The sequence below is a fragment of the Saccharibacillus sacchari genome (genome assembly GCF_037722395.1).
Taxonomy (GTDB): Bacteria; Bacillota; Bacilli; order Paenibacillales; family Paenibacillaceae; genus Saccharibacillus; species Saccharibacillus sacchari_A.
In genome coordinates this window covers 174,716-194,935 of the sequence record NZ_JBBKAR010000056.1, presented here as the reverse complement: position 1 = coordinate 194,935, position 20,220 = coordinate 174,716, and the positions used below count along the sequence as shown (strand labels likewise).

The following is a 20,220-nucleotide window of genomic DNA, read 5'->3' as shown; positions in this document are numbered from 1 at the left end:
ATTTCGGAAGAATAGATACGAATATGCAGCTAATTGCTCCATATCCCGATCTTTTACCCGTCTTTTGTTCAAATAAGTGCATATTCGTATTTATTTAAAGATTCGGGAGCACATCGAACGGAATAAGTGTATTTTTGCACTTATTCCAACCGCTTTGTCTTTTCCCGATCTCCATACACGACTTATCTCCTCAGAGAAGCGTATTTCGGAAGCTAGGAAGCCTGGTAGCTTGACCGCTTAAAAGGTTAAGTTACGCCCCCCGAAAACCCACTTGAACCGTGTATGTTTCCGATGAACGTAAACCTTAGATTGGATATGGTCAAGCTACTAAATCAACGAGTTTTTCCAGAAGTCTTTTCTTGCTTCCGCCTGTGTGGCTTTCTTAACGAAAAGACCACCCCTTCTGTCGAAGAGGCGGTCTTTGACTTGGACGCTTTTTATACTGGACGAAGAACGGAATCGAAGACGCGTTCAACGCGCAAACGACCATGTCCGCCTATGGTACACGTTTTAACAAAATCGGCTATCTACCATTATATAGGGCGCATCGTACGCCGCGATATTTCCAGCATGCTTGCTTGGTTCTCAGCGCGATTAAGCGTGCGCTTGCGCCGGAACCGTTTTTACGCTCGTCTCCGGCGTGCGAACATCGCGGTTACGCAAGAAGTAGATCAGGGTCAGAATCATGCAGACGACGCCGATCGCGGCCATCAGAAGAGTCTGACTCCATACATGTTCGGTCAAGCCCGTGGAGATCGCCGCTTTATAACCAATTACGGTATGGGTCATCGGCATCCATGGGTTGAAGCCTTTCATCCAGTCCGGGATTAGCTCAAGCGGGAATGTGCCCGCGCTGGTGGTCAGTTGGAAGATCAGCAGCAGAAGCATCATGAACCGCCCCGGATTATCCAACCACGTGACGAACGCCTGAATCATCATGGTGAACGAGAAGCTGGTTACCCATGTGAACAGACAGAACAACGCGACGCTTTGAACTTCGAGTTTCAGTACAAACAACGTTACGACGATTGCCAAAGCCGATTGCAGCAAGCTCATGCCGAAGAACGACAGGAAGCGGCTGACGAACCGGTTCCATCCTGTCGAGTCAGCGACGGAAGAACCGCGCAGTGGAACAACCAGCGTCGAGATCAAAGCCCCTACGAACAGACCCAGCGACAGGAAGTAAGGCGCAAAGCCGGTACCGTAATTCGGCACGTCGTGATAGACCGTCTCGTTCAATTCGACCGGAGCGGCATACATTTGCGCGTTGGCGTCGCTTTTATTGACGTCCGCCGTCTCGACAGCCGCATCGTCCAGCTTGGTTTGCAGTTCGCCCGAGCCGTCGGCGAGTTGGGTTGCGCCGTCTTGCAGCTTGCCCGCTCCCTCTTCAAGCTTGCCTGCTCCATCCTGCAACTTGGTCGCTCCGGCAGCCAATGTATCTGTTCCGGCACCCAGTTGCGCGGCACCCGAAGCCAATTCGCCCGCACCGCCGCCAAGCTTGCCTGCTCCGGCACTCAGCTGCCGAGCACCAGAGGCCAGTTCTCCGGCTCCGGCTTTGGCTTGACCCAATCCGGCAACCAACTGCTCGCTTCCGTCAGCAAGCTTGCCTGCTCCTGCGCTCAATGTTTGACCGCCAGTCGCCGCTTCATCCAGCTTCGCACCGAACTGCTTTAGGCCTTCGCCAAGCTTTTGCTGTCCGGCAACCAGACTCGCTGCACCGCTCTGAAGCTGCGTACCTCCAGCAGCAAGCTGTTCGGCGCCACTCAGCATTTGCTGTTGCGCGCCATCCAGTTGCTCTGCTCCTGCGCTTAGTTTGGCCTGGCCTGCACTCAATTCGCTGCTACCCGCAGCCACGGTCTTCGCTGTAGCCAGCAACTTCTGCGCATCCGGACTTTGTGCCAACTGCGGCGATGCTTGAAGCAACTGCTCCAGCCCGTCGGCTACGCCTTGTGCGCCTGCATTCAGTTGCGCGCTAGCTGCGCTGGAAGCGACAAGACCTTCTTTTAACTGCGCACTGCCGGAGGCACTTTGTTTCAAGCCATCCCGAAGGCTGCCTACGCCCTCAGCCGCTTGACCGATTCCGGCTTGAAGCTGCGTCGCTCCCTGCACCAGTGCTGTCGAACCTTGCTCAATCGTACCGTGTGCATCCGATAATTGACCGAGGCCGCCTGCCAGTTGGCTAGCGCCTGCTTGCAACGAGTCTGACCCCGTTTTCAGCTGGGTTGCGCCCTTTTCGAGTTTGGCTTGTCCATTTTGCAGAGTTACCGCCCCAGCAGCGAGCTTATCCAGATTCTCCTGAATCGTCACGGCACCGCTTTGAAGTTGAAGCGTTCCTTTTTCCAATCGGCCTGCTCCATCTTTCAATTGCACAGCTCCGTCGCCGGCTTGTGCCAAGCCATCCTTCAACCGGGTAGCGCCGTCTTTCAGTGCTCCCGCTCCGTTGCCAAGCTCTCCGGCTCCCTCCTTCAGTTTGCCGGCACCTTCGCCTGCATCGCCGAATCCTTCGGAGATCGTGTCCAGCTTGACGAACAATTTCTCGGTGTAGGTCTTCGTGACTTTTTCCGATACTTTCGCTTTGATTTCTTTCATCGCGGTCTCGCCGATTTGACCTGCGAGGAAATTGTACCCTTTGTTCGGCGAGAATTCGATCTGTGCCGTCTGCGGTTGTTCATCGAGTACAGTCGTCGCTTTTTGCGAGAAGTCTTCGGGGATCGTGATTCGCATGTAATAGGTCTCGTCTTCCATGCCTTGAGCAGCCGTATCCGCGTTAACGAACTGCCAATCGAACGATCCGTCTTTCTTTAGCTCATCGACCAGATCCTGTCCGGCCTGCAAGGTCGTCCCATCGTACGTTGCGCCTTGATCCAGATTGACCACAGCAACCGGAATCTCATCCATTTTGCCATAAGGGTCCCAAAAGGCTTTGAGGAACAATCCACTGTACAGCACCGGAATAAACAAGACGACAATAATCGGAATCAGAATCTTCGGATTTTTCAAATGCGTCTTCAAATCGTTGAAAAATACGGCTAAAGATTTCACTTCGTTTCTCTCCTCGGTCTCAAACTTTTCTATTTTTTTATCAGAACTAAATGACCGAATTAATCATTTGGTCATTTTATGGCAAAAAAACGGCCCGCTTTTTCAGCAGGCCCGTCGTTCCCGAGACTAACGCTCAGGGTGCGGCGGTAAATCCTTGCGTCAAAAAAGTAAACATATGACGCTTCAATTCTTCCTTCGACATCGGTGGATGATGCATCTCCCATTCCCCGGTTAACGCAATGAATAGCTTCAACATGCCAAAAGCGATTACCTCGGCATTGCCTTCGCGGATCGAGCCTTTTTCCATCGATTCGCGAATGACATGTTCAAGGAATTCCAGGACAACCCTTTCTACCTTGAATAAGGCGGCCTTCGCCTGCGGCGTTCCGATATCCCGCAGTTCCTGCGATAGCTTCAGAAACAACTCATGCTCCTCGCGGAACTCCAAAATCGCGTCCAGCGCTTGGTAGACATTTTCGAAAAAAGGTCGTTCGGCGTGAATCTCGGCCTCGGCCCGGCGACGTAACTCATGGATCGCCCCCAGCAAGATTTCATCGAACAGCTCTTCTTTGTTTTCGAAAAAAGTGTAGATGGTTCCTTTGCCCACATTGGCGATCTTCGCAACCTGGTCCATCGTGGTCGCTTTGTAACCAAATAGCGAGAACGACTGGGCAGCCGCATGCAATACCTGCTCACGGCGGTCGACGACAGCCATATTCCCCCTCCTCTTTGTATTTACTGGTTTGACTAAAAAAATAAAACGGTCATTCGGTCATTTATAATTTATCATAGCCTTTTCTGCGTGGCAAGGGTTTTCTGTGTACATGCTCCTTACCGTTGAAAAAAGGTCCCTTCCGCTGAAGCGGAAAGGACCCGTCGGAAGAGTCGCGGCAGCCCCTGTATGATCAGGACTTCGATCTGCCGTTTGCTTCCGTTAAACTTCGACGCTTTCGCGATTTTTCAAAGGAATCCCTTCGATGCCGTCTTCTTTGAGCCCGGCGCAGAAGGCGTCGACATCCTGCTTAATCGGCGGGAACGTATCGTAGTGCATCGGAAGAACTTTGGGAGCCCCGATCCATTTGGCTGCAACGCGAGCATCCTCGGGACCCATCGTGAAGAAATCACCGATAGGCAGAGCAGCAAGATCAATCTTGTTTAGCTCGCCAATAATCTTCATATCGCCGAACAATGCCGTATCGCCTGCATGATAGAGTTTTTTTCCGCCCAACGTCAGCAGAATCCCTGCCGGTTCGCCTCCATAGATAATGCGATCCCCAACGGTCAACGAGGAGCTATGGAAGGCTAACGTATATTTTACTTTAAAGCCATCGAATTGATGCGAGCCGCCGATATTCATGCCGATAGCCTGTACACCTTGCTCTTGACAATAATTCGCCAGCTCGACAGGTGCGATGACCGGGCAGCCATTCGCTTTTGCAATCTCTAAAGTGTCGCCAAAATGATCATTGTGCGCATGAGTCAACAGTACCGCGTCAACTTTGATATCCGCAGGATTAACCCCCGAGTTGGGATTGCCGGACAGAAACGGATCGATGATGACCGACTTGCCTGCACCTTCTACGAGCAATGCGGAATGTCCGAAATACGTGATTTTCATAAACGACATGCTCCTTTCGCGTTCGAATGGACGTGTTTGAATAACGTGCGGTCACGTGTTCAAAAAACGGTTTTGCGTATACGGCTTTCGCTTAATTATAACGCGTAAAGGTATGTATACCAAATTCGCAATCGTTTCGCTTGAAGCCTTAATGCCGTATGGAGCTTATTTGAAAAAGGTATGATGCCCGATCTTTTTGACGGGTGTGCGCGTGTTTGGAATCGTCATATCGGTAGCCAATGAAATCGACACAAAATAATACGTATCGTCCGGAACTTCCTTGCGGCCGTTTAGCGCTTCGGCAACGGCTTTAACGGAATCTTCGGAAGGCGTAACGCGGTCGAAACGTCCGTTTTGCACAGGCGAGAACTGGTATCTCTGATAGATCACGGTACGAACGGTATCGGGAAAATTGGCAGACCGAAGACGGTTCAGCACAACGTTGGCGACAGCCACTTTGCCTGCGTACGGTTCACCTTCCGCTTCTGCCATAACGATTCTTTCGAGCAAAAGCAGATCTTCGTTAGACAGATCATAGGTCCAGGTGGCCTGGGAAGCCTGATCTTGACTGAGCAGAGCAGTTCTAGTGAAAAATAGTTGGGTTGGGGGAGTAAGAGATGTTGCCGATTCTTTAGCAGCAGCTTTTTGGGCCTTTGCTGCGCTTTCTTGCTTCGAATCGACTTGTGCCGCGGATGCGGACTTCTGAGCGGAAACGGGCGTGGACGTAGCCTTTTCCTGTGTGCTCTTTTTTTGATTAGAGACGTTCGATGTAGTCTCTTTTTGAGTAGTTTTCGAAATTGCGGTTGTCGAGTTTTCGGATTTTGTTTCGGAAGCGGCTTTTTTCTCGGAAACCGGTTCTTGCCCGGAAACGGACTTTTCTTTGGCAGCGGACAGAAGATCGGTTTGCTGCTTGTCCGCCGAAGAGCCTGCTTTCTGCCCTTCATGTTGCGTCCAAGCGGCGGTCCTTGCCTTAAATTCAGGATGCAACACTTCGTCGAATACCAAGTCGGTCAATTCACAGGCCCCCATGCCTGCGCTTGTTACTTCTGCAGCTTCCGCGTAAGACGTGCGTACGTCATTTACGGCCCATACGGTTCCTGCACAAACGAATATCAAGATCACGCCAACCAAAAGCGCGACCCAACGGTTATTTTTAAGTTGTTCCATAATGTCCTCCTTGCCTCCTTGCTCTCGGCATACTCCCTTCCTATGTAACCGTTCAAATCGGATTTGAATCCGATTTTTACCGAAAGTACGTTCGTCTTTTTTGGTGTTTTTACGGTTAGAAAGGGAAAATCAAAAAAACGCACAAGGCCTATTATAGCTCACATGTGCGTTTTTTTCATCTTTTTTTCAATTTTCAATGTTTTCCAGTACACTCAAAGTAGCGTGTAGCACCGCTTTTTTCGCTTTAAAAAATTTTTTTATTGAGCTTTTGTAAGCGTAATCTCACCGTTGGAAGCACTCCATCCGACCGTCCATCCAAGAGCTTGCGTAACGGCCCGAACAGGAATTTGCGTGCGTCCGTTTTCCGCGATCGCGGCCGCTCCCAAACTTTGCTTGGTTCCGTTTACCCAGAACGTGTCTTGACCGATTTGGAACGTCACCGTAGCGCCGCCTTGGGTGAGCTGGACCGTTTTGGAAGATTTGGTGTATTTCAATTGCGCACCTACGCTTTCCGCCAAATAACGCAGCGGAATATACGTCGTATTGTTGCGAATCAAAGGCGATACGTCCATCGTCATCGCCATGCCGTCCACGGTTACCGTGCGGCTGCCGACTTTAAGCTTGATGACTTGCGGAGTCATATCCATACCCGGCATAGTCGGGGTTCCCGGATTCGTTGGCGTAGTCGGTGTCGTCGGCGTGGTTGCCGGTTCGAACTTGGCCGGGAACTGCTTGACGATCGCTTCGCTCAGTGCGCCCGAGAACATGAACATATGATGGTAAGCTTCGCGCGCAGTCGGATATACATTGGTGTAATTGCCTGCCGCATAGCCGTCGAAAGCGCTAATCAATTGGTCGATGTGTTCACGCAAACCGGCTTCCAGCGTAGCTTGCGGCAGATTCGGATTGGCTCCGGAGAAGAAGGTTGCTTGTTTGACGATGTAATCAGCCAGATTGGTTTTGGCGAGCTGTTGGTTGGCCGTATTTTTGGCGCCTGTTGCGGTTACATAATCAACGAGGAATCCGATATGCGAAGCCCAGATCGGTTTGAACGCCGCGCCTGCATCGTTGCCGTATACCGAAGCGACCGCTGCGGTCAATTCGTCCGTATTTTGCGAAAGGAGCGCGGCCGCGTTTTGGAAGTCCGGCGCGCCGTCGATTCCTTTTTGCATGGCCCAAACCGCCAAAATCGCGTGTTCGCCCAAGATTTGGTCCAGTCCGGAACGAAGATTCGAAGACGCGCTTGTCAAATCCCCCGGGAATTTTGCCGGGAATTGTTTGACGATCGCTCCGGCGATCGCGTCTCCTGTCATATACATATGTTTGTAGGCCATATCGGCTTGCGAGTAAGCTTGTGTATAATTTTTGGCTACATAACTATCGAATGCCGACAACAAATGATCGATATGCACTTTTAAACCTGCTTCGATCGCCGCTTGGTTCAGATTCGGGTTAGCATCGGCGAAAAATTTCGCTTGCTGCACGCGGTAAGCATCCAGATTATCCAATGCTTTTTGCTTGCCCGCCATATCGCCCGATTTTACCGCTGTGACATAATTGACGAAAAATCCGATATGCGAAGCCCAGATCGGTTTGAACGCGGCTCCGGCTTCCGTGCCGTACACCGAAGCGATCGCGGCAGTCAAATCGTCGGTGTTTGCGCCCAACGCGGCGGCAGCCTGAGCGAAATCACCTTTTCCGTCGTAACCTTTCTGCATCGCGATGACCGCAAGCAAAGCATGTTCGCCAAGCACGCTCCCCAGCGCGCTGCGCAAATCTTCCGCTTTTCCCTGTGTCGTGGGCGCAGCGGATGCAAGGGTCGGAATCAGAAGCAAAACCACCAACAAAACCGATATCGACTTCGCCAATCTTTTCCCCATTCTCTGACAACTCCTCTTTGTAGACTAGGTCCGCCCGAAAAAAGGCTCACCACTCCCTATATAACCATTTATATCCTTTTAAACCATTAAAAAGTTTTTGCAAGGAATTTTATTTGAAAATAGGGTCATCCATAGTAAAAGATTTTGCGAACGTTATAATAGAAGGGAGAATACTGAGAGGAGCTCCTGGATGAACGAACAAGCGGAAGACCTGCAACTGATCCAGCGGATAGCGGATCGGGACGCGGGGGCGCTCGAACACTTATACGACACTTACGAACGACCCGTTTATGCGTTTGCTTACCGGCTGTTGAACGACTCGATGGCAGCGGAAGAAGCGGTACAAGAGCTATTTATGCGGATTTGGAACAATGCGGAACGTTACAACTCCTCACACGGCAAGCTATCGACCTGGATGTTCGCGCTCACGCGAAACATTTCCATCGATATGCTTAGACGGCGCAGCGCGAGAGCAGCAGCCATCCCGGTCGAGGACGAACACTTGAACGCCGTACTCGACGAAACATCGGATACCGAGTTGACCGTGGAACGAACGCTGGAAGGCGAAAGAGTCCTGGCCGCGCTGCAAGAACTTGGCGACGAACAACAACAGGTCATCAACCTGATCTACTACAAAGGATTAACGCAACAGGAAGTATCCGACCGCTACGAGATCCCGCTCGGAACGGTCAAAAGCCGGGTCAGACTGGCTTTGAAACAGTTGCAGAAGCGACTAGCGGGAATGGAAAGGGGGGAAACGCAAGCATGAGCGAACGCAAAGAATCAATGATGGAACTCGCCGAAGCCTACGTGCTTGGCGGATTGGACGAAATGGAAAAAGCAGAATACGAAGCTTATTTGTACGAAAATACCGAAGAACAGCAACGGATCACTGAATTGCGTGATACAACCGGCATGCTGGCGCTTGCCGTAAAACCGGCGGCTCCCCCGGCAGGAATGAAAAGCCGAATTCTGGCAAATGTGTTGGGCAGCTCAGGCGCATCGAACCGAACAACCGAGCCTGCTAATGAACAGCAAGGACATGGCCCGGAAGTCTTACTGGAGCAAGCAAGACAGACTATTGAAGCAGATTCGAGCCGCCGAGCCGCTGAAGAAAACGTAAGTCAGAAAGCAGATGTAGTCAGTCTGTCTGAGCGTGCTCAAAATCGGACAGCCGCTCTTGGTGCAGAGGTCGCCCCCCTCTCCAAGGCCCAGACCGATATCGAGCCGCGAAGTGCCAAGGCTCGAATCAGCCGTAGTCTATGGGCGGGCGCAGCTACTCTCATGGCCGCAGCAGCTGTTATTTTGGCGATCTATTCCGGTCAGCTTCGCAGCGAGATGAACGAGATGCGCTCCAACCTGACGGCAATGGAGCAACGCACATCCGATATGCAGCAGCAATTGGCGGCGGTTAACGAACCTGCTGTCGGCGCCCAGGTCGATCGTACGGTCGCACTCGTCGGAAGCGAAGACGATCCAAACGCTTCAGGCATGGCCGCCATGGTTCAAGACGACACAGGAACGCGCCTGGTTGTTCAGGCCAGCGACTTGCCCGCTTTGAGCGGCAGTGAAGCGTATCAGGTGTGGCTCATTAAAGATGGACAGCCGATCAACGCAGGAACCTTCCTGTCAGGCGACGGCAAAGGAGCTTTGACCTACACGATGGAGCCGGGCGATTACGACATGGTCGCGATCACACTGGAACCGGATGCCGAAGGCGATCAACCCCGCGGACGCATGGTTCTGACCGGGGCTTTGACTTAAATTTACTTCTTCGTTCTTATTATTGAAAAAATACGGTAAAAAAAGAACCCCTGATCGTTTTCGCAGAAAATCACGGAAACTCGGGGGTTCTTTTTATGTTTTTTACTAAGGCGTGTCTTCAAACCTGCCAATGTGCATCTTTTGCCGCCTTTTCGTCCTCTGCTTCCATCGAGGTTTGAAGACACGCCATAACACGAGCTGATATGAAAAGTTGGAATCAGAACGCAATCTTCAATCCCAAGTACGACAATAAATGCGTATATACACTTATTTGATACGAATTTTGCGATTTAGAGAAAATAAATACACATATACACTTATTTTCTCGTTCTCGTGCGGTTTTGCGCATTTTTTCTTCAAATAGCTGTATATTTGCGCTTATGCAAAAAATCAGAAACCGATCGAAAGAAATAAATGTACTTGAGCACTTATTTCCGCAAATTTCGCTAATCCGACAGACGATTCGGAAAAAACGACTTGACACTTGCCTGGCTTTTGGATGCTACCAAACTGTTGTTGTGCCATTCAGCATTCTGCCCGGCTTCATCCGCCCAACGGAAACTCTGCAATGCGTTCATACATAGGACGCTGATACATATGCGTCCGGTACAGCACCGCTTGGTCCACCGTCCCAACGGACAATACCGGAGCCGTCTCAAGCTTCGACGACTCAAACACCTTCTCGCCCGCCGCATATTTGCGGGCGAGCGTCGAATGCGCGCGGAAGCTTCGCTTTTCCCGCGCAAAGCCCAGCGGCGCAAGCGCCGCTTCTGTCGCCTCGGCCAGGCGACACAGCCCCTCCGAGCCTTCGGCCGGCTCGGCAAACAACACGCGCGGCGCTTCGGCCAAGCCGAAAGTTCCCGCGCCTGCCACCCCTAGCGCGAACGGCGTCTCGCGCGCCAAAGCCTCTTTCAACGCGGCCTCGATCGCCGCGATCCGCTCCTGTTCCACATCCCCCAGGAACTTCAGCGTAAAATGAACGTCCCGTACGTCTGTCCAGCGGCGAAAGCTGTCCGCGCCGAACGTCGTCTCCGCCCATGTGGAGAGGGCCGCTCCGACTATCGGCCCGACCGGAACCGCGACGAAAATACGCGGCCGGTCTTTTCCCGCTTTTTGGGATTCAGGCATTTCTTTTTCCGCCTCTTCTTGCCGTTCGATCATCCCTACACGCTCCTTTTCGTCGCATGACGCACGGGAACCCGTTCGCTTTTTCCCGCTTTGAGCGTGGCATTGACTTCGCCGCCGACCATGATGATGATCGAACTGAGATACAGCCACGTCAGCAAAATGATGATGCCGCCGAGGCTGCCGTACGTTTTCGTAAAATTGCCGAAGTTGTTCACGTAAAACGAAAACGCCAGCGAAGTCACGATCCACCCCAACGTCGCGAACACCGCGCCGGGAACCGCTTCGCGCAGCTTAATCTGCCGATTGGGCGCGATCCAGTACAACGCCGTAAACACCGCGATCAGCACCACCAGCGGAATGCTGTACTGCAAAGGTCCCCATACGCTATCGAATCCCGGCGGGTTGTCCAGCAGCGTTTTCAACTGATCGCCGATCCAGCGCCCGAATACGAGCAGCAGCACGCTGACCAGCAGGACGATGCCGAGTACCAGCGTGGACAGCAGCGAAACGAGTCGGATCTGCCAAAATTTGCGGTTTTCCTCGACGTCGTAGGCTTTGTTCAATCCTTTGATAATCGCGTTGATTCCTCGGGAAGCCGTCCACAGCGTCGCGATCATGCCGACCGACAGCAGCGCGCCGCCGCCTTGCGTGACTTCGCCCAAAATCCCTTCCACCGTATCCATCGCCGCGCCGGGCACCACCTGCCGCGCCAGATTCATCATTTGCTCGATCGAAAGGTCGACGTAGCCGATCAAGGTCACGATAAAAATCAGAAAAGGGAAAAACGATAACAGCAAATAATAAGCAAGCTGGGCGCCGATCCCGCTCACTTCGTCGTCGCGAATGCGTACGTACAGCCGATAGCCGAAATCAAAAGCGTACATGGCGTATTTTCCGATCATTGGATCTCCTTAAAGGTTATTCGGCCGGATACGTCCAAAATATGTTCCGCTCCCTTGCCTACCCGTATTATACCCGTTTTCCCCCTGTCCTCTCGCGTCAACATGACGGCAGGAAGATTTATGAAGCAAACTTTGCTAAGATAAACAGGTAGATTTTTTCGAAGCCGAAGGAGGAATACCCGAAATGCCGACGATTTTGACGCTGTATGAATTTTCCGATGAACACGTGAAGCAGATCCAAGACATTGCGCCGGACTACGAGCTGAAGACCGTTCCGATCAAGGAGGTTACCCCCGAACAAATCCGTGAAGCGGATATTTTGGTCGGCTGGAACCGTAAACTCGAACAAGCGGCCGTAGAAAGCGATACGCTCAAATGGGTGCAGTCCTGGTCCGCAGGCGTCGATTATTTCCCGATGGATCGTTTTGCCGAAAAAAACGTGCTGCTGACCAATTCCGGAGGCGTGCACGCGATTCCGATCTCCGAGCATATCTTCGCGGTACTGCTCTCCATGACCCGCAGCCTGCACCGCAATATCCGCAGTCAGGTTCATGGCAAATGGGATAAGAGCGGCACATACGGCGAAGCTGCCGGACTTACGATGGTTATCGTGGGTACGGGTCATATCGGACGCGCGACCGCGAAGCTTGCCAAAGCTTTCGGCATGCACACGATCGGCGTGCGCCATTCGGGCCGTCCCGAAGAGTATATCGACGAAATGTACCAAACAGACGGCATCGAAGAAGCTTTCGGCAAGGGTGACGTGATCGTGAACATTTTGCCGCTGACGGACGATACCCGCCACTTTTTCGACAAAGCCAGCTTCGGTTATATGAAAAAAGGATCGTTGTTTATCAACGTGGGCCGCGGCCCGAGCGTCGATACGGATGCGCTCGTCGCCGCGCTCGATTCGGGTACGCTATCCGGCGCCGCGCTTGACGTGTTCGAGCAGGAGCCGCTGCCGGAAGACCATCCGCTGTGGAAACGCGAGGATGTCATCATCACGCCTCACGTAGCGGGAAACACGGACCACTACGATATGCGCGCCACGGAGATTTTTATCGACAACCTGAAAGCCTTTGTAAAAGGCGAGACACTGCCGCGCAACCTGGTGGATTACTCGCGCAAGTACTGATGGACAGCAACCTGTTATTATAGAAGAAAAAAGCACGGACATCCGCATGAAAACGTCGGATGCCGTGCTTTTTTAGTAATACCAGACTGTCCCGCCTACGCCGAATCCCGCGATTCACGGCGTACGGCTACAGAAGCTTTGCGTGCGCGCAGCAGCGAACGGATCGATTCCGCGTTCGTCAGTAATACCCCGATCAAGACGACCAACGAGCCTAACGCCGCATTCCAGTGCAGAGGCTCGCCGTACAGACGCGCACCAAGCGCCAGCGCGATAAACGGCGAAACGTACAGCCACGTCGTCGGGAACACCGGATGTGTGCGGGATACCAGCCAATAGAACAGCGTATGTCCGGCCATCGAACCGATTAGCGTCAGGTAGAGTAATGAAACCATCGCCTGCGAGAAGTTGCTGATGCCGGCGGCTCCTCCCTCGGTCAGTACCGACAACAGCAGCAGCATCCAGCCTCCGTGCATCATCTGCGCGGCGTTAAGCGAGATCGGCGAAGCTTCAGGCATCTTCTGGCTGGCGTGTTTGGCCAACAAAGCGCCGCCTGCATAACCGATCTCTCCCGCCACGATGACCAACCCGGCGATCAGCCACATTTGCCCATGCTGTCCTTCCGTGCCCGGCAACAGCAGCAAAGCGACGCCGGCCGTACCGATCAGCGTTCCCGTCAGCGCGATCCGGGGAATACGAATCCGAGACACGCCCGCTTGCAGCAGCAGGATAAAAGCCGGGCCTGTCGCCGACAGCACGGAAGCCAGTCCGGACGAGATATACTGTTCGGCCCAATATAACGCCGCAAACGTAAAGAAGGTAAGGCCGAAGCCGGTGAACAGCGTCTCTTTGCGCAGCAGCAGCGAAAAGCTGATCTTGCGCCGAGCTGCCATCCATAGCATCATCAGCAAGCCTGCCGCGAAAAATCGGAGCCCTGCGCCCAGAAACGGCGGCAAGCCGGCTTCTACGCCAAGCTTGATCGCCAAAAAAGTCGTCCCGAAAATCAGGCACATCGTGACATAGCCGAGAATAATCATCTGTTCTTCCCCCTTCGTTTGCTTTATTGTAAAGGGGTGTCTATAGAACAGATTAACAAACGCAGAACAGACAGGATTCACAGCGATACAAAATCGGCTATGATGAGTATACTTTTTAAAGGGAAATCCAAACTTCGATCCGGCGGGTCCGGAAGCAGGGAGTAACGCTCATGGAACATAACTCTTCCGTTCATTCAAAAAGACGCGATCGCGCGGCGGGCAATACTTCCGCTCGCGCGAATTCAAGATCGGGACGCTCCGCGGAGGTTCCCGACGGTTTTCTGCTGCCGCTCGCCAATTCGTCCGAACTTGCGGTCGAGCTGCGAATCCGGATTGCGCGCGGCGACTGGATTGAGGGCGAGAAGCTGCCTTCCGTGCGCCGCATGTCGGAAGAAACGGGTCTGCATCGCCTGACTGTATACAAAGCCTATAATCGCCTCAAGGACGAAGGATTGATCGAATCCCGCGAAAAGTCGGGGTATTATCTGACCGTGCCTCGCCGTCCTGCGGAAACCGGATTCGGCAGCATTCAGCGGTTTCGTTCACCTGAGCAGACCGATAGCGAAGCTTCCGGCCTGGAAGCTCCTCAGCCTGCGCTGCTTGGAGAGCTACACAGCGTGGAATGCCGCTATCAGTTCTCCCAGGCCTTGATCGACCCGTTGTTGCTGCCCAATTCCTATCTGTCCGAGGAAGCCAAGCATGTTTTCGATCTGTATCCACGCGTGCTGGGCACGTATGCCCCGCTGCAAGGCGACGAGGAACTGCTGAACGTGCTGCGCCGCTATATGTCGGAGACCTGCGACTTCGTGCCGGAAGGACAAGAGCTGTTGGTGACGAGCGGCGGGCAGGAAGCGATCCATCTGACCTGCGAAGCGCTTGTCCGTCCCGGCGACGCCGTGCTGATCGAACAGCCGAGCTATAGCGTCGCCATCGAGATGTTCAAGCATCGCAACGCGCGGCTGCTTCCGGTCGATATCCATCCCGACGGCTATCGGATGGATGAGATCGAAGCGCTGATGCGCCGCCACCGTCCGGTTCTGTTCTACCTGAATCCGACGTTCCATAATCCGACCGGATGGTGCGTGCCTGCCGAGCAGCGTAAACGGCTCGCCGATCTGGCCGAAACGTACAACTGCATTTTGGTGGAGGACGATGCGTTCCGCGATGTGTATTTCGATACCCCGCCGCCTCCGCCTGTGTATAGCTACGATACGGCGGGCAATACGATTTATATCCGCAGCTTCAGCAAGTATGTTTTTCCGGGTCTGCGCATCGGCTGTCTCGCCGCCCGTGCCGACCTGATGCGCCGTCTGCTGACGGCCAAAGCACGCAGCACGGGCGGAACGCCGCTGCTCAACCAGAAAGTGTTCGCGCATCAGTTTCAGTCGGAACGCTCGCGCCGCCATCTGCATAAGCTGCGTACGGCGTTGCAGCTGCGCAAAGAAGCGATGGAAAAAGCGTTGGAAGGCTCGGGTTGGACGTGGCATTCGCCGCAGGGCGGGCTGAATTTGTGGATCAAGCTGCCTGAGGGGATCAGTCCGCAGCGGTTGCTCGCTGATGCGCTGGGGAGCGGGTCGGGCGAAGATACGATTTCGTTTGTACCGGGATCGTTTTTCGATCCGGAAAGCCGGCCTGATCCGCATATTCGATTGAGCTTTTCGATGTTGAACGAGCGGCGGATCGCGGAAGGCGTGGCGCTACTGCGAGCGCACGCCGAAAAGCAGGGTTTTCGTTGAAGCGAAGCTGGGGCGGCTGCGGGAGAAATTCGTTTCGGTCGCATGTTGAACTTGGGAAGCTGAATTATGTCTATAAGGAAGCTTCCCAAGTTCAAAGGCGAACGCTAACGCTCCTTCACTGAATTTCTCCCTCCGCCTCTCGCTTCGCCTACCACTAAAATCCTGCTTCGGTTTGCTCGTATCTGTTTTGCGTATAGAAATAAAGATAGCGTCCGGGCCTGAGGCCGGACGCTTTTCTGTTTTGTTGCACGGTGTTCGCAAAACTGATCGCTCGGCCTATCGTCTATTCCGTTCGTTCCTCTTGCTTCGATTCGTTCAACCCCGCCGCTTCGGCGATCAGGCGGAACGACTCCAGGCGTTCTTCGTACCCGATTCCCGGGCATACGATCATGATCTCGTCCGCTTCGTAAGTTTCCTGGATTTCCAGCAACCGTTGACGCATGCGCGTCACGTCACCCACGATCAGCGCCATGCGGTCGTCCGTGCCTTTCAGCTCGGAACGGCCGAGCGGCGATTCCGGAAACTGGTCACGGAACTGCTCCGCCAATGTCAATGCCTGACTGTCGGTCGATGCGCAGATCGCGTTGACCGCGACGATCACGTAAGGCTTCTCGCGCTGCGCCGACGGCTTGAACGAATCGCGGTACGTCTGTACGATCTCGGGTCCGTCGCTACTGCTCATAAATTGGCCGAACGCGTAATACGAACCGCAGGAAGCGGCCATATCGGCGCTTTTGACGTTGGTGCCCAACATCCACAGCTCCGGCGGCTGCTTGGGCTGCGGACGCGCACGCACCGATTCGCCGTCGTAACGGTAGCTGCCGTCGATCAATTCGCATAGTTGATGCACTTTATCGGGCATTTCCCCTACATGCGCCAGAAAATTGCCGCTGAGCGCCATCGTCGTGTGCGCATCGCCGCCCGGCGCGCGGCCGATGCCGAGATCGATCCGTCCCGGATACAAGGTAGCCAGCAAATTAAAGCACTCGGCCACTTTGAGCGGACTGTAGTGCGGCAGCAACACGGCACCGGCTCCGATACGAATCTTACTCGTGCGTGCTCCGATATGCGCCAACATCACTTCCGGTGCCGTACAGGCCAGCGAGTCCATCCCATGATGCTCGGACAGCCAATAACGGCCGTACCCCCACTTTTCCGCGCTGCTTGCAAGCTTCGCGGATTGGATCAACGCTTCTTCATCCGAGGCACGATCGAACCGTGGCGACATGTCCAGGATTCCCAATGCCAATTTCGTCATGATGACTTGCTCCTTCCCAGACGCCCAGGTTTATCCTGTTCACCGTGGTGTTTCCATCATTTTAAGGTTGTTTTTGATTCCTGTTTCTTTTGACGTAAAATTCCTGTTTTTGTTGCGCGAAGCAAGCTTAATCAATATCGTAAATAGAGCCGACTTTCAATCCGTACAATTCGTTGTAGATTTTTTCCGCAAACATATCCGTCATGCCCGCAATATAATCGATAACCATGCGTTCCCACGTCCATACCGGCGTCTCTTGCCGCTGATCGCGCTCGAAACGGTGAATCCAGTCGCTTGGGATGATTGAAGTCGCCGTTTTCGGATCGACAAACGCGTCCCACAACCGGCGGATAATCCATTCGCTGCGTTTTTGCAGACGCTGCACGCGCAGATCGCGGATCATCGTCACCCAAGCAAAACTTTTGAGCACGCTCACGGTACGCAGCATATCGTCATTTTCCGCGCCGTCTTTGACGAACGTGATTTTTTTCCAATTGCCGTCGTCGATCACGCCGAGATTGCTGACGAAATGATTCACCCAATAAGCTTTAACCTCGCGCCGCGTCCGTGAAAAGTCCCGATCGCACACCGGCCATTTGGAATTCCACGCTTGCAGATAATCGTCGAGCACCGCGCTGACCTTCATGCTGATCGCTTCGCGGTCAACACCCTGCCATACCCGGTCTTCGAGCGTTTGGATCTTTTCGAGAATCAAGCGGTGCGTGCCTTCGTCGTGCATAAAATGCTCATGGACTTCGATCTTGCCTGCTTTGATCCCGTCTTCCAGATCGTGCGCCGAATACGCGATATCGTCGCACAGATCCATCAACTGGGCTTCCAGCGTCGTTTTGCGTTCCGGGATCTGCCATTCTTTGCGGATGCCCGAAATATAGTTCCATTCGTTGCGGTACATGCCTTTTTTATTTTCAAGTCCGGAGAACGGGTATTTGTTGATCCCGAGCAGCACCGCGTCCGACAGATTCAGCCCGTCGAGATTTTCCCGCTTCTCCAAAAACATCATTAACCTAAAATTGTGCGCGTTGCCCTCGAAATGTTCGTAGCGGTAACGCATTTCGTTCTGTTTTTCCCGTTTTTTCTCGGCGTTTTCCTTTTTGCCCCGCAGCGCTTTGCGCGTGCGTTCTTCGATCAGTTTCTCCAAAATATCGGCCAGCACTTCTTCGCCTTTGTGCCCGAACGGAGGATGGCCGAAATCGTGGGCGATCGACGCGCATTCCACGACTTCCGGATCAAGCACGAGTCCCGGGCTGTCCGCCCGCGCCAACGTGATTTCCGGGTATTGGAACACGAGATTTTTCGCCGCCTGACGCGCGATCTGCGCCACTTCGAGCGAGTGCGTCAACCGCGTGCGGTAATAATCTCCCGTGCCCGCGCCGAATACTTGCGACTTGCCTTGCAAGCGCCGGAAGGTCGGGGAGTGGATCAGTCTCGAATAATCGCGCTCGAACGAAGAACGCGAAGCTTCGTGCTTGTCTTCGGCATGCTGCCGGTGTTCTCTTTTTTCCGTCAAACTCATATCGGTCCAGCCCGCCCTCTCTATCTGTTCAATTCAGTTGGAGTCGATTATACCCGTTTTCCCCGGTGTGTAAAAGAGGGCGGGTGTTCGGCTTCTATTATAACAGAGAGAGCGACAAAATCCGGCATCCGTACAGAGCAAATTCGAAAAACAACAATGAAAAGCGGCAGGGATTTTTTATAACGTAAATACATTCGCAAAAGGAGCGGGCTTGGATCAGAAAAAACCCCATTTTGTCGAATTTTCTCTTTTTACCTCTTTATCAAATCGTTGCGCACGGAAGGAAGCAGCGTGACGATCAAAATCGCCAATCCCCACCCCGTATAGATCATATGCACGGGATAAGCAGCGTTCATTATGTACATTTGCGCCGAGATCCAGATGATTTGCCCGAAGCCTATGTATAACGACAGCGCCCAGGCGGGATGCAGTTCGTTTCGGTACGGGTTGAACATCTCGATGGCGGGCCAGTCCGGGCGGCGGTAAATCGCGTAAGCGGTCAACAGTGGAAAAATTCCGAAAAGGATTAGCAGCAACAGACCCGGAATCAAATAGTCGGGAAAAAAAGACCGTTCCAACATGGATAACGGCATTCCTATCGCTTGTCCGCTCGGATCGACGATCAACAGAACACCGCCGACCCAGGCTCCGAGCGCAAGAAAAACATGGAGCACGATCAGCGCGAAAACGGCAGGCGTTCTTTTTTTTGGCTCGGAAAAAGAAGGGCGTGACTGTTTCCGTGTTTGCGTTGAAGATAGCGTTTTCCGGTTGCGAATCTGTTGAGGATCGGTCATGACGGGCCGCCTTTCGATTTGGGATCTCGTTCGTTTTTTTCCAAAGAAGTCGGTCGGTGAGTGTCTATGCCCAGCGTAACGGATCAGGCGAAATCATGCGCGGACAAGAATCACAGCAGGGTTCCAGACACGGCAAAAAACCTCGGTACGCCTTCCTGTAGAAGGTCGTACCGAGGCTTTATTTTGAGTTCCTTGCCGAATAGCTTCAAAAGACTATTGTTTAGGCAATCCGGCGGAAAGACGCAAAAGATTGGCCCGATCGTGCGCGAGTTCCGCCGCTTGGGCGTCGCCGACTTTTCGCGCTTGATACCAAGCCGGGGACAACCAGCGAAAAACCAGCTCCTGCACGTTGGATTTATGCAGTTTGACGGCAGCGGGAAGCTTGCGGCCAGTCTCGTCGATGCCGGCTGCGGAGCGCAAATTGACCGCAAGACGATGAAAATGTTCGGCTTCCGGCTGTTTGTTCGCCGTCCGGGCCGAGGCCCAAGCCGGACGTACGTATTCGGCGATCAAAGCCAAAGCCAGATCGGCCGAAAGCGGCACGAAATCGGTCGGCGTGCTCGGAACGGAAGCGGGAGGCACAGCGGGCTTCGGCGAGGTCAGCGTACCGGCACCGCCGTTGCCCGCTGACGGAGAGTGTCCAGCGCTTTCGCCGCTTAAGGCATTCAGCTCGGCCGTCACGTCGGCGATCAGATCTTTGAGTGTGCGGCCGCCCGACTTGAGCGCGTTATCGCAGTCGATTTTCCGCGCAGGGTCGAGCTGTTTGTGGCTCGGAATGAACAAACGAGGGTCTTTGTTCCACTTTTTGCAACAGAAAGCCAAGTACCAGACGAATCGCTTATACGCTTCTTCGAAGTCGATGCCGCCGCCGTAACACAATTCTACGCCGAGCGCGGCATTATTGGCATCGTAGCCGAACCGCTCGTTATCGGTCGTGACGTTGTAGAGCACATGCCAAGCCTTCTCGGCCGGATCGGAGTCCGTGCCGGTCGGGATGATTTCCAAGATTTTTTTGTCGTCGATAAACGTATGCGCCGAAGCGGAGCGGTCCGCGAGCGCGTTGAAATACCGGTAATGGTTATCCGCGCCCGCACCCGGATTGCCGGTATCGTGAGCAACAAAAAAAGCCGGCGCTCTGGTTGTCAGCCGGAGGCCAGGCCTGGTGTTCGAACGTTTGGCGATGTAGCGGCGCTCGATGGGGTATTTGGGTTTGTTCAATGTAGTTCCT

At 53.5% G+C, this 20,220-nt stretch carries 16 protein-coding genes; 4 read left to right on the top strand and 12 right to left on the bottom strand.

The genetic code is table 11. From position 1 onward, the window contains the following. Positions 1 to 594: 594 nt before the first annotated feature. The 5 genes from WKI47_RS22110 to WKI47_RS22090 all read right to left on the bottom strand — a co-directional run bounded on the left by WKI47_RS22110 (position 595) and on the right by WKI47_RS22090 (position 7,707). Positions 595 to 3,042: a YhgE/Pip domain-containing protein gene (locus tag WKI47_RS22110; RefSeq protein ID WP_340229358.1), complete on the bottom strand. Its 2,448-nt coding sequence runs from the start codon at positions 3,040 to 3,042 to the stop codon at positions 595 to 597. Between the two features lie 133 nt (positions 3,043 to 3,175). Next, the gene (locus tag WKI47_RS22105) at positions 3,176 to 3,757 is read right to left on the bottom strand and encodes a TetR/AcrR family transcriptional regulator (protein WP_340229357.1); all 582 of its coding nucleotides are present in this window, start codon (positions 3,755 to 3,757) and stop codon (positions 3,176 to 3,178) included. A 219-nt stretch (positions 3,758 to 3,976) separates the two neighbouring features. Next, the gene (locus WKI47_RS22100) at positions 3,977 to 4,660 is read right to left on the bottom strand and encodes a metal-dependent hydrolase (RefSeq protein ID WP_340229356.1); all 684 of its coding nucleotides are present in this window, start codon (positions 4,658 to 4,660) and stop codon (positions 3,977 to 3,979) included. A gap of 165 nt (positions 4,661 to 4,825) precedes the next feature. Continuing rightward, positions 4,826 to 5,827, bottom strand: coding sequence for a cell wall hydrolase (locus WKI47_RS22095; protein WP_340229355.1), 1,002 nt, complete (start codon positions 5,825 to 5,827; stop codon positions 4,826 to 4,828). A 257-nt stretch (positions 5,828 to 6,084) separates the two neighbouring features. Next, on the bottom strand, positions 6,085 to 7,707 hold the full coding sequence (locus tag WKI47_RS22090) for a copper amine oxidase N-terminal domain-containing protein (protein WP_340229354.1): 1,623 nt from the start codon (positions 7,705 to 7,707) through the stop codon (positions 6,085 to 6,087). A gap of 190 nt (positions 7,708 to 7,897) precedes the next feature. Between WKI47_RS22090 and WKI47_RS22085 the strand changes: the two genes are divergently transcribed. Next, positions 7,898 to 8,476, top strand: a complete 579-nt coding sequence (locus tag WKI47_RS22085; protein WP_340229353.1) for an RNA polymerase sigma factor — start codon at positions 7,898 to 7,900, stop codon at positions 8,474 to 8,476. Further along, positions 8,473 to 9,471, top strand: coding sequence for an anti-sigma factor (locus tag WKI47_RS22080; protein WP_340229352.1), 999 nt, complete (start codon positions 8,473 to 8,475; stop codon positions 9,469 to 9,471). The genes WKI47_RS22085 and WKI47_RS22080 overlap by 4 nt, the downstream gene beginning before the upstream one ends. Before the next feature lie 543 nt (positions 9,472 to 10,014). Here WKI47_RS22080 and thpR read toward each other — a convergent pair. Then, positions 10,015 to 10,632, bottom strand: coding sequence for an RNA 2',3'-cyclic phosphodiesterase (thpR, locus tag WKI47_RS22075; RefSeq protein ID WP_340229351.1), 618 nt, complete (start codon positions 10,630 to 10,632; stop codon positions 10,015 to 10,017). Positions 10,633 to 10,634: 2 nt separating this feature from the next. Continuing rightward, positions 10,635 to 11,501, bottom strand: coding sequence for a YihY/virulence factor BrkB family protein (locus WKI47_RS22070; RefSeq protein WP_340229350.1), 867 nt, complete (start codon positions 11,499 to 11,501; stop codon positions 10,635 to 10,637). A gap of 184 nt (positions 11,502 to 11,685) precedes the next feature. Here WKI47_RS22070 and WKI47_RS22065 point away from each other — a divergent pair, with 184 nt between their 5' ends. After that, the gene (locus tag WKI47_RS22065) at positions 11,686 to 12,636 is read left to right on the top strand and encodes a D-2-hydroxyacid dehydrogenase (protein WP_340229349.1); all 951 of its coding nucleotides are present in this window, start codon (positions 11,686 to 11,688) and stop codon (positions 12,634 to 12,636) included. Positions 12,637 to 12,731: 95 nt separating this feature from the next. Here the strand turns inward: WKI47_RS22065 and WKI47_RS22060 are convergent, their stop codons facing one another. Continuing rightward, on the bottom strand, positions 12,732 to 13,670 hold the full coding sequence (locus WKI47_RS22060) for a DMT family transporter (RefSeq protein ID WP_340229348.1): 939 nt from the start codon (positions 13,668 to 13,670) through the stop codon (positions 12,732 to 12,734). 170 nt (positions 13,671 to 13,840) lie between these two features. On the opposite strand from WKI47_RS22060, the gene WKI47_RS22055 reads away from it, so the two are divergent. Next, positions 13,841 to 15,406 (top strand): PLP-dependent aminotransferase family protein, encoded by a 1,566-nt coding sequence (locus tag WKI47_RS22055; protein ID WP_340229347.1) that lies wholly within the window; start codon positions 13,841 to 13,843, stop codon positions 15,404 to 15,406. 283 nt (positions 15,407 to 15,689) lie between these two features. On the opposite strand, the gene WKI47_RS22050 is transcribed toward WKI47_RS22055, so the two are convergent. The 4 genes from WKI47_RS22050 to WKI47_RS22035 all read right to left on the bottom strand — a co-directional run bounded on the left by WKI47_RS22050 (position 15,690) and on the right by WKI47_RS22035 (position 20,210). Further along, positions 15,690 to 16,664, bottom strand: coding sequence for an MsnO8 family LLM class oxidoreductase (locus WKI47_RS22050; protein WP_340229346.1), 975 nt, complete (start codon positions 16,662 to 16,664; stop codon positions 15,690 to 15,692). 127 nt (positions 16,665 to 16,791) lie between these two features. Then, on the bottom strand, positions 16,792 to 18,198 hold the full coding sequence (locus tag WKI47_RS22045; RefSeq protein WP_340229345.1) for a dGTP triphosphohydrolase: 1,407 nt from the start codon (positions 18,196 to 18,198) through the stop codon (positions 16,792 to 16,794). Positions 18,199 to 18,449: 251 nt separating this feature from the next. Continuing rightward, complete coding sequence (locus tag WKI47_RS22040; RefSeq protein WP_340229344.1) at positions 18,450 to 18,992, bottom strand: hypothetical protein; 543 nt, start codon at positions 18,990 to 18,992, stop codon at positions 18,450 to 18,452. A 213-nt stretch (positions 18,993 to 19,205) separates the two neighbouring features. Next, entirely contained in the window at positions 19,206 to 20,210 is a 1,005-nt protein-coding gene (locus WKI47_RS22035; protein WP_340229343.1) for a peptidoglycan recognition protein family protein, read from the bottom strand. Positions 20,211 to 20,220: the final 10 nt, after the last annotated feature.

What these genes read in the sequence shown, in the direction of transcription:
- WKI47_RS22105 (WP_340229357.1), bottom strand. Translation starts at nt 3,757, where the DNA reads ATGGCTGTCGTCGACCGCCGTGAGCAGGTATTGCATGCGGCTGCCCAG.
- WKI47_RS22100 (WP_340229356.1), bottom strand. Translation starts at nt 4,660, where the DNA reads ATGAAAATCACGTATTTCGGACATTCCGCATTGCTCGTAGAAGGTGCA.
- WKI47_RS22095 (WP_340229355.1), bottom strand. Translation starts at nt 5,827, where the DNA reads ATGGAACAACTTAAAAATAACCGTTGGGTCGCGCTTTTGGTTGGCGTG.
- WKI47_RS22090 (WP_340229354.1), bottom strand. Translation starts at nt 7,707, where the DNA reads ATGGGGAAAAGATTGGCGAAGTCGATATCGGTTTTGTTGGTGGTTTTG.
- WKI47_RS22085 (WP_340229353.1), top strand. Translation starts at nt 7,898, where the DNA reads ATGAACGAACAAGCGGAAGACCTGCAACTGATCCAGCGGATAGCGGAT.
- WKI47_RS22080 (WP_340229352.1), top strand. Translation starts at nt 8,473, where the DNA reads ATGAGCGAACGCAAAGAATCAATGATGGAACTCGCCGAAGCCTACGTG.
- thpR (WP_340229351.1), bottom strand. Translation starts at nt 10,632, where the DNA reads ATGATCGAACGGCAAGAAGAGGCGGAAAAAGAAATGCCTGAATCCCAA.
- WKI47_RS22070 (WP_340229350.1), bottom strand. Translation starts at nt 11,501, where the DNA reads ATGATCGGAAAATACGCCATGTACGCTTTTGATTTCGGCTATCGGCTG.
- WKI47_RS22065 (WP_340229349.1), top strand. Translation starts at nt 11,686, where the DNA reads ATGCCGACGATTTTGACGCTGTATGAATTTTCCGATGAACACGTGAAG.
- WKI47_RS22060 (WP_340229348.1), bottom strand. Translation starts at nt 13,670, where the DNA reads ATGATTATTCTCGGCTATGTCACGATGTGCCTGATTTTCGGGACGACT.
- WKI47_RS22055 (WP_340229347.1), top strand. Translation starts at nt 13,841, where the DNA reads ATGGAACATAACTCTTCCGTTCATTCAAAAAGACGCGATCGCGCGGCG.
- WKI47_RS22050 (WP_340229346.1), bottom strand. Translation starts at nt 16,664, where the DNA reads ATGACGAAATTGGCATTGGGAATCCTGGACATGTCGCCACGGTTCGAT.
- WKI47_RS22045 (WP_340229345.1), bottom strand. Translation starts at nt 18,198, where the DNA reads ATGAGTTTGACGGAAAAAAGAGAACACCGGCAGCATGCCGAAGACAAG.
- WKI47_RS22040 (WP_340229344.1), bottom strand. Translation starts at nt 18,992, where the DNA reads ATGACCGATCCTCAACAGATTCGCAACCGGAAAACGCTATCTTCAACG.